Annotated in this window: 7 protein-coding genes; 6 read left to right on the forward strand and 1 reads right to left on the reverse strand. The window is 30.3% G+C overall.

Annotated features, from left to right (window positions below; translation table 11 throughout):
* Positions 1-393 precede the first annotated feature (393 nt).
* From B6S12_RS09835 to cysQ, 5 genes are all read left to right on the forward strand, one after another.
* Positions 394-1,977: an anaerobic C4-dicarboxylate transporter gene (locus B6S12_RS09835; protein WP_111230617.1), complete on the forward strand. Its 1,584-nt coding sequence runs from the start codon at positions 394-396 to the stop codon at positions 1,975-1,977.
* Positions 1,978-2,165: 188 nt separating this feature from the next.
* Complete coding sequence (locus tag B6S12_RS09840) at positions 2,166-2,762, forward strand: peroxiredoxin (protein ID WP_111230618.1); 597 nt, start codon at positions 2,166-2,168, stop codon at positions 2,760-2,762.
* A gap of 83 nt (positions 2,763-2,845) precedes the next feature.
* Entirely contained in the window at positions 2,846-4,648 is a 1,803-nt protein-coding gene (locus B6S12_RS09845; RefSeq protein ID WP_111230619.1) for a chorismate-binding protein, read from the forward strand.
* Positions 4,645-5,211 (forward strand): anthranilate synthase component II, encoded by a 567-nt coding sequence (locus B6S12_RS09850; RefSeq protein ID WP_111230620.1) that lies wholly within the window; start codon positions 4,645-4,647, stop codon positions 5,209-5,211. The genes B6S12_RS09845 and B6S12_RS09850 overlap by 4 nt, the downstream gene beginning before the upstream one ends.
* 258 nt (positions 5,212-5,469) lie before the next feature.
* Positions 5,470-6,207 (forward strand): 3'(2'),5'-bisphosphate nucleotidase CysQ, encoded by a 738-nt coding sequence (gene cysQ, locus B6S12_RS09855; protein WP_111230621.1) that lies wholly within the window; start codon positions 5,470-5,472, stop codon positions 6,205-6,207.
* Positions 6,208-6,301: 94 nt separating this feature from the next.
* On the opposite strand, the gene B6S12_RS09860 is transcribed toward cysQ, so the two are convergent.
* Complete coding sequence (locus tag B6S12_RS09860; RefSeq protein WP_111230622.1) at positions 6,302-6,991, reverse strand: endonuclease; 690 nt, start codon at positions 6,989-6,991, stop codon at positions 6,302-6,304.
* Between the two features lie 147 nt (positions 6,992-7,138).
* Here B6S12_RS09860 and B6S12_RS11170 point away from each other — a divergent pair, with 147 nt between their 5' ends.
* Entirely contained in the window at positions 7,139-7,336 is a 198-nt protein-coding gene (locus tag B6S12_RS11170) for a hypothetical protein (RefSeq protein WP_111230623.1), read from the forward strand.
* Positions 7,337-7,569: the final 233 nt, after the last annotated feature.

A 7,569-nucleotide genomic window follows, 5' to 3' on the forward strand; every position in this document is an offset into this window, starting at 1 on the left:
GCAAATATTGCATATTTGCTCGTAATGATAGGGTAACAATATTAGATTGCTGTTACTAAAGCTCCTAGCAATGACAGAGGGAGGAGGAGGTTTATCTTGTTATTCTACTCTTTAAATGAGTTTTGTTTTGCTACTATGAGTAAAATATGCTTGTATGCGGTATTAAAAAGAATATTTTGGTGTTTTCTAGCAGAGAGTCTTATTTAGGAAAATGACAGAGCATAACAAATTAAAGTGGGAATGTAAGCGATTTATTTTAAAAAGTGACAAAAGTTATTTATTTATTAAACTTAAAAAAATAATAATTTATTTTAAATATTTTAAAATATTTATATTATTTTCAAAAAATATGCTAAAATTATAAGCATTTTATAAAAAAGGAGTAAGGGTTAAATGGAATTTTTAACAAATCTAAGTGAAGGCACACAATTTGCTATCCAGCTTGCTGTTGTGCTTGCATGTTTATTTTATGGAGCAAAAAAGGGTGGAATAGCCCTAGGTTTGCTTGGCGGAATTGGTATTTTAATGCTTGTATTTGCATTCCACATTAAGCCTGGGAAACCTGCTATTGATGTAATGCTAACTATTTTAGCAGTTGTTGTTGCAAGTGCTACTTTACAAGCAAGTGGTGGTTTAGATGTTATGCTACAAATTGCAGAGAGAATCTTAAGACGCAATCCAAAGTTTTTAACAATTTTAGCACCTTTTGTAACTTGCTTTTTAACCATACTTTGTGGAACTGGACATGTAGTTTATACAATTATGCCTATTATTTATGATATTGCAATCAAAAATGGAATCCGTCCAGAACGCCCTATGGCAGCGGCTTCTATTTCTTCGCAAATGGGAATTATCGCTTCTCCTGTATCGGTTGCGGTAGTTTCTCTAACAGCTTTACTTTTAGCAGCCGAACATAAATTAGCAGGTTTTGATGGCTATATCAATCTTTTGCAAATCACTATCCCTAGCACACTTTTTGGCGTCTTGTGCGTGGGAATTTTCTCATGGTTTAGAGGAAAAGATTTGGATAAAGATGAAGAGTTTCAAGAGAAGCTTAAAGATCCTGAGTTTAAAAAATATGTTTATGGTGATGCTAAAACGCTTCTTGGAGTGAAGCTCCCTACAAGCAATTGGATAGCTATGTGGATTTTCTTAGGTGCTATTGCTCTTGTTGCAATCATTGGTGCGTTTGATAGCTTAAAGCCAAATTGGGGACAAAAGATGGCTTATAAAGCAGAGATTAATGCGATGGTGCAATGGACCCCAAATGGGACAAATAAAGGGATTGTGGATCTTAAAGCACTTGGTTTTGATCAAAGCAATACTTTAAATGAAGCAGGTGAAAATACAAGCAAATTTAAAGAAGCACTAAAAGAGCAAAAAATCACAGCAATTCCTTTAAAAGACAAGCTAGGCAATCCTAGTTATGATTATATTTCTATGGTGAATGTTATTCAAATGTTTATGTTGCTTGCAGGAGCATTAATCATCATTTTTACAAAAACTGATGCTAAAAAAATTGGTTCTAATGAAATTTTTAAATCTGGTATGATAGCACTTGTTGCGGTGTTTGGAATCTCTTGGATGGCAGATACTATGTTTGCAGTGCATACTCCTATGATGAAAGAAGCACTTGGGGATATAGTAAAAGACAAGCCTTGGACTTATGCGATTATGCTTTTGCTTATTTCAAAATTTGTAAATTCTCAAGCAGCGGCTATTGCAGCTTTTGTTCCTTTGGCTTTAGGGATTGGTGTAGAGCCTGGAATTATTGTAGCTTTTGCGGCGGCTTGTTATGGATATTACATCTTGCCTACTTATCCAAGTGATTTGGCAACTATTCAATTTGATCGTTCAGGGACAACACATATTGGCAGATTTGTAATCAATCATAGCTTTATTTTGCCGGGTTTAATTGGAGTAATTACTTCTTGTATTGCAGGATATTTTCTAGCTTTAATTGCAGGCTACCTATGATTATAAGCAAGGTTTCCTTGCTTATAATCTAAGAATGTGGTGAATTGACACATAAAAATCTTATAAAATTTAAAATCAAAACAAAGCCTTATAAAATATAACTTCTTAATATTAATTTTATTTATAATTTGGTAGGATTGCTTTATTGATATTTTTTATCAACAAATTATTTTTATAAAGGATTAGATATGTTAGTAACAAAAAAAGCTCCAGATTTTAAAGCTCCAGCAGTTTTAGCAGATAACCAAATCGTTGATAATTTTGAATTGTCAAAAAATCTTGGAAAAAATGGTGCTGTTGTATTCTTTTGGCCAAAAGACTTTACATTTGTTTGTCCATCAGAAATCATTGCAATGGATCACAGAGTAAAGGATTTTGCAGAAAAAGGTTTTAGTGTAATTGGTGTATCTATTGACTCAGATGTAGTGCATTTTGCTTGGAAAAACACTCCAGTAAAAGAAGGTGGTATTGGTAATGTTCAATTCCCAATGGTATCAGATATTACAAAACAAATTTCAAGAGATTATGAAGTATTAATTGATGAGGCTGTTGCACTTAGAGGATCTTTTTTGATTGATAAAAATCAAGTAGTAAGACATGCAGTAATCAACGATCTTCCACTTGGTAGAAATATGGATGAAATGCTAAGAATGTGCGATGCTTTAACATTCTTTGAAGCTCATGGTGAAGTTTGTCCAGCAGGTTGGAATAAAGGCGATAAAGGTATGAAAGCAGATGCTAAAGGTGTAGCAGAATACCTAGCAGAAAACGCTGATAAACTATAATTTACAAAGCTTTTTGGCTTTGTAAAGCCTATTTAACTTCTTTTTAAGCTCCTCCAAAACACTTTTAAAGTATTATAAGTTTTATGGAACACATAAAGCCCAAAGAGAATCTTGCAGTTTTTGATAAATATTTATATTATGATTTAAAGCATACACTATTGGCTTATAACCAAAAAGAAAGCAAAGTGTGTTTTGAATTTATAGAAAAAAATAAGCAGAAATATTTTTTTATAGGTTGTGTTGATTATGAATTTTATCGCTATTTAGAAGATGAAGAATATAGGAGTTTTGAGCCTTATTTAAGTTTTTATGCTTTTAAAAAACGCAAGAAATTTAAGCCTTATAAAGTCAAAAAAGAAGAATTTATACCTACAATTTTACAATCCTTAAATCAAAAAGAGTATTATGAGAAATTTAAAGAAGTAAAAAATGCTATTGCAAAGGGGCAGAGTTATCAAGTAAATCTCACACAAGAATTAGTGCTTTTAAGTAAAATAGAACCTTTTAGATTATTTAATCTTTTATTATGTCGGCAAAATACTTCTTTTAAGGCATTTTTACAAACCCAAAAAAGAAATATTTTATCTTTTTCACCAGAATTATTTTTTAAAACAAAAGGGAGAAAGATTATCACAGAGCCTATGAAAGGCACAAGCAAACGCCATCAAAATAAAAAGCTAGATAGAAAAAATAAGACTTTTTTACAAAAAGATGTGAAAAATCTAAGCGAAAATGTTATGATTGTGGATTTGTTAAGAAATGATCTTTCTAAAATTATTCAAAAACACAGTCTAAAAGAAAAGCTTTTTAGGGTGCAGACGCTACCAACTTTGCATCAAATGACTTCTAAGATTAAAGGCAAACTTAAAAAATCTGTAGGATTTTATGATATTTTTGAAGCACTTTTTCCATGTGGTTCTATAACAGGAGCTCCAAAGCTAGAAACAATGAAGTTGATTTCTGCTTTAGAGGCCAGAGATAGAGGGATTTATTGTGGAAGTTTGGGTTTAATCCATAAAAATAAAAGTAAATTTAGTGTAGCAATAAGAACGCTAGAGCAAAAAAATGAGCTTTATCATTATGGTGTGGGAAGTGGTTTGGTGTGGGATTCTATTAAGCAAGAAGAATTTCAAGAATTATGCTTAAAAACAAAGATTTTAGAAAATGAAAAATTTTATCTTTTTGAAACAATGCTTTATAGGCAAAATAAGATTTTGTTTTTAAAACAACATTTGCAAAGACTAATTAAAAGTGCTTTAAAACTTTCCTTTAGTGCAGAAAAAATCCAAAAAGATTTTGGTGAAATTTTGAAAATGCAAGATGATTGGGAAGAATTTAGAGGGCTAGATATTTTAAGTCTTAATCAAAAAATATTTAATAGAGAGCATTTGCTTTTTTATCCTTTTAGAGTGCAAGAAAGTTTGCAAGTAGCGCCACAAGAGGATTGTATTTTAAGACTTATTTTACAAAAAGATGGAGCATACAAGTGGCAAAAGTTTCCTTTAAAATCAAGTAGTAGTGATAAATTACTTTTAAGTGATATTGCTTTAAATTCAAGGTGTGATTCCCTTTATTTTAAAAGTTCTTTGCGAGAAGTTTATGAAGCACAAAGCTACCAATGGCGAGAAGATTTGTGTTATGATGTGGCGTTTTTTAATGAAGTTGGCTATTTATGTGAGGGTTCAAGAACAAATCTTATTATTCAAAAACAAAAAGAGTTTTTTACTCCAAGTTTAGAATGTGGATTGTTAAATGGTGTTTATAGAAGCTTTTTGATGGAGTTGGGGCTTATTAAGGAAGCAAAGATTTTAAAAGAAGATTTGCAAAATGCTGATAAAATTTATGCTATTAATTCTTTAAGAGGATTAAGAGAGGTTAGGCTTTGAAACGCATTTTAATGATAGATAATTATGATTCTTTTACTTATACGATTGTGTTTTATTTAAAAGAATTAGGCTTTAAATGCAAAGTGATAAAAAGCGATTCTTTTAAAAAGGCAAAAGAGCTAGAAAGATTTAATTTTAGTCATCTTATCATCTCTCCAGGACCCAATTCTCCAAAAGAAGCAAAAAATTCACAAGAAGCCATTTTGCATTTTAAAAAAGATAAAAAAATTTTAGGGATTTGCTTAGGACATCAATGTATAGCAGAGGCATTTGGCGGAGAAGTATCTAAATTAAAAAATCCTATTCATGGGAAGATTTCTTTTTTAGAATACAAAAAAGCAAAGATTTTTAAAAATCTCAAAAGAAAGCCTAAAATTTGCCAATACCATTCTTTGCATATTAGCAAAATGCCTAAAGTTTGCAAGATTATAGCTCAGAATAAAAAAGGTATTATTATGGCGATTAAACATAAAAAATATGATATTTATGGAGTGCAATTTCACCCTGAAGCAGTTCTTAGCCAAGAGGGCAAAAAAATATTAAAAAATTTTATGAAACTTTAGAGCTTACATAAAATAAAATTTAGTTTTTATTTGAAAGCAAGTTTGTAAAGTTGTCTTTTGGATTTTTGTTGCTTTAAGAAATGGTATATAGATGATTTCTTGTTTATCTACTAAAATAATATTCTATTGGGAAAAATAAGAAAATTTAGATAAAGATAATGGAGTTAGATTGCTAAAATGATATATTTTATGGGTTTTTATAAGGAATTTTATTTTAAAAAAATATAATTGTATCTATGAAAATAATGAGGATAAAATATGCTAAATAAAATCATTTTAAAAGAAATAGAAGAGATAGCAAGGAATGCTGGAAAAGAAGCTTTAAAAATTTATAACAAAGATTTTAGTGTAGAATATAAAGAAGATAAATCGCCTCTAACAGAAGCGGATAAAGTTGCTAATTTTGTGATTTGCGAGGCATTAAAAAAATATTCTTTACCTATGATGTCAGAAGAAAATAAAATGATTGATTATGAGGAGAGGAAGTCTTGGGAGTGGTTTTGGTGTATTGATCCTATTGATGGAACCAAAGAATTTGTCAAAAAAAATGGAGAATGGACGATTAATATCGCTCTTATTTGTAAAGATACGCCTATTCTTGGTGTGGTATATGCTCCTGTAATAGGTGTGATGTATAGTGCAAAAAAAGGAGAGGGGGCTTATAAAAATGGGGAAAAGATACCTTTTAGAAGAAAAGATAAAGTTTATAGGATTGTTGCAAGTAAATCTCATATGAATGAAGAAACACAAAAATTTATTGAAGCAATAGAGAGTGAAAAAGAGCTTGTATCTATGGGGAGTTCGCTTAAATTGTGTATGGTGGCCAGTAATGAAGCAGATTGCTATCCTAGGTTTGCGCCTACAAAAGAGTGGGATACAGCAGCAGCAGATGCTATTGTAAGAGAGGCTGGTAAAATGACTTATCAAGCTTTTAGCAAGAAACCTTTAGTTTATAATAAGCAAGACTTATTAAATCCTTATTTTATAGTGGAATAAGTTTGAAGCTGTGTATATCATTAAAAGCTTTTTAAAGATGGGTTTGATGGTTAATGGAATTTGTAGTATTATGAGTTTAATAACAAAGGGATTGTTAAGAGGGCTTGCCTTGCACTTTTTTGGCAAATTCTCTTAGTTTTTGTTCTTCTTTATCCATAGGATAAGTTTTATCCCAAGCTTCCATTAATTTTCTTTCTTGTGTGGATAGTCTAATATTATAAGTTTTACTCATATAAAGATAGGATCTTGCTATCCAGCCTTTTGAGTGGTTTTGGGGGTAAAATCTTTTAGCTTTAAAATCCGTATAAACTCTGCAGTTTCCATATTGTGTATATTTTAAATCTTTTGGAGCTTGTGCGAATTTAAAATTGCTTCTATCTCCATTGATCTCACCAATAGCTGGGGCTAGATTTTGAATATCACTCTCCATTTTATTAAAAAGGGGATCTTTAGCACAAGCTTTTCTTCCTCCTTTTTTCCAGCAAGGCAAATGCTGTCCAAAATTATGTGCACTCATAATATGTTCCCATTCTATTTTTTTGGTTCTTTGATTGAATTTACCTTTTTTGGTTGTAGCATTGCGTGGGCTATAAGCTTCACTTTTAATAATCTCAAAACCTTTTTTAACTCTTTTAAAAGGAGCTTCGCAGTAAAAATCTTTTTGAAATTCTTTATTATCTGAATAAAAATCTACCAAGATTTCCTTGCTTTCTTGAAAAGTATCTATTTCATTTGCATGTAAAAAAGCAAGTAGGAATGAAATAATAATCACTATTTTTTGCATATATTCTCCTTAAAATTGCATGGAATATTAGCTTTTTATCTCTTAAAATTAATTTGTATATTTTTTTGGATTTGTATTTTGCGTTATTTATAGACAGTGTTTTAAATTTAGATTGATTTGGAGTTTAAACTCTTTTTACTGTATTGAATGGTAGTTAAATCTCTTTGTGCTCGAGAAAACTCTTTTTTTAGAGATACTTTGGCTAATGCCTTAGGAATGATAAAGGGAGGTTTTTGGATTGCCACGGCTATTACATCACCTCGCAATGACAAAAAATCAAGTAAAATTAGATTACCACAGCTTTTTATGAGACTTTACAATGATGATAAAGAAAAGTTTTTGTAATATCATTAGAATGCTAGAGTTTAAAGAGACTCTGCAATAATATTGGCTTGCTTTGTTGTCTTGCTCTTTACAATGAAAAATTAAACAAAAATATAAAAAATAAATCATATTTTATTTTTAAAGAAATCTTAAAAGTTAAATGATAAAATTTCACTATGTTTTAAGCAGTTTTTATTGTCTTTTAAAGGCTTTAAGGAGGCTTAATGGTAGAAATAAATATTTTTATGATACTA

The sequence above is a fragment of the Helicobacter valdiviensis genome (genome assembly GCF_003245365.1).
GTDB lineage: Bacteria > Campylobacterota > Campylobacteria > Campylobacterales > Helicobacteraceae > Helicobacter_D > Helicobacter_D valdiviensis.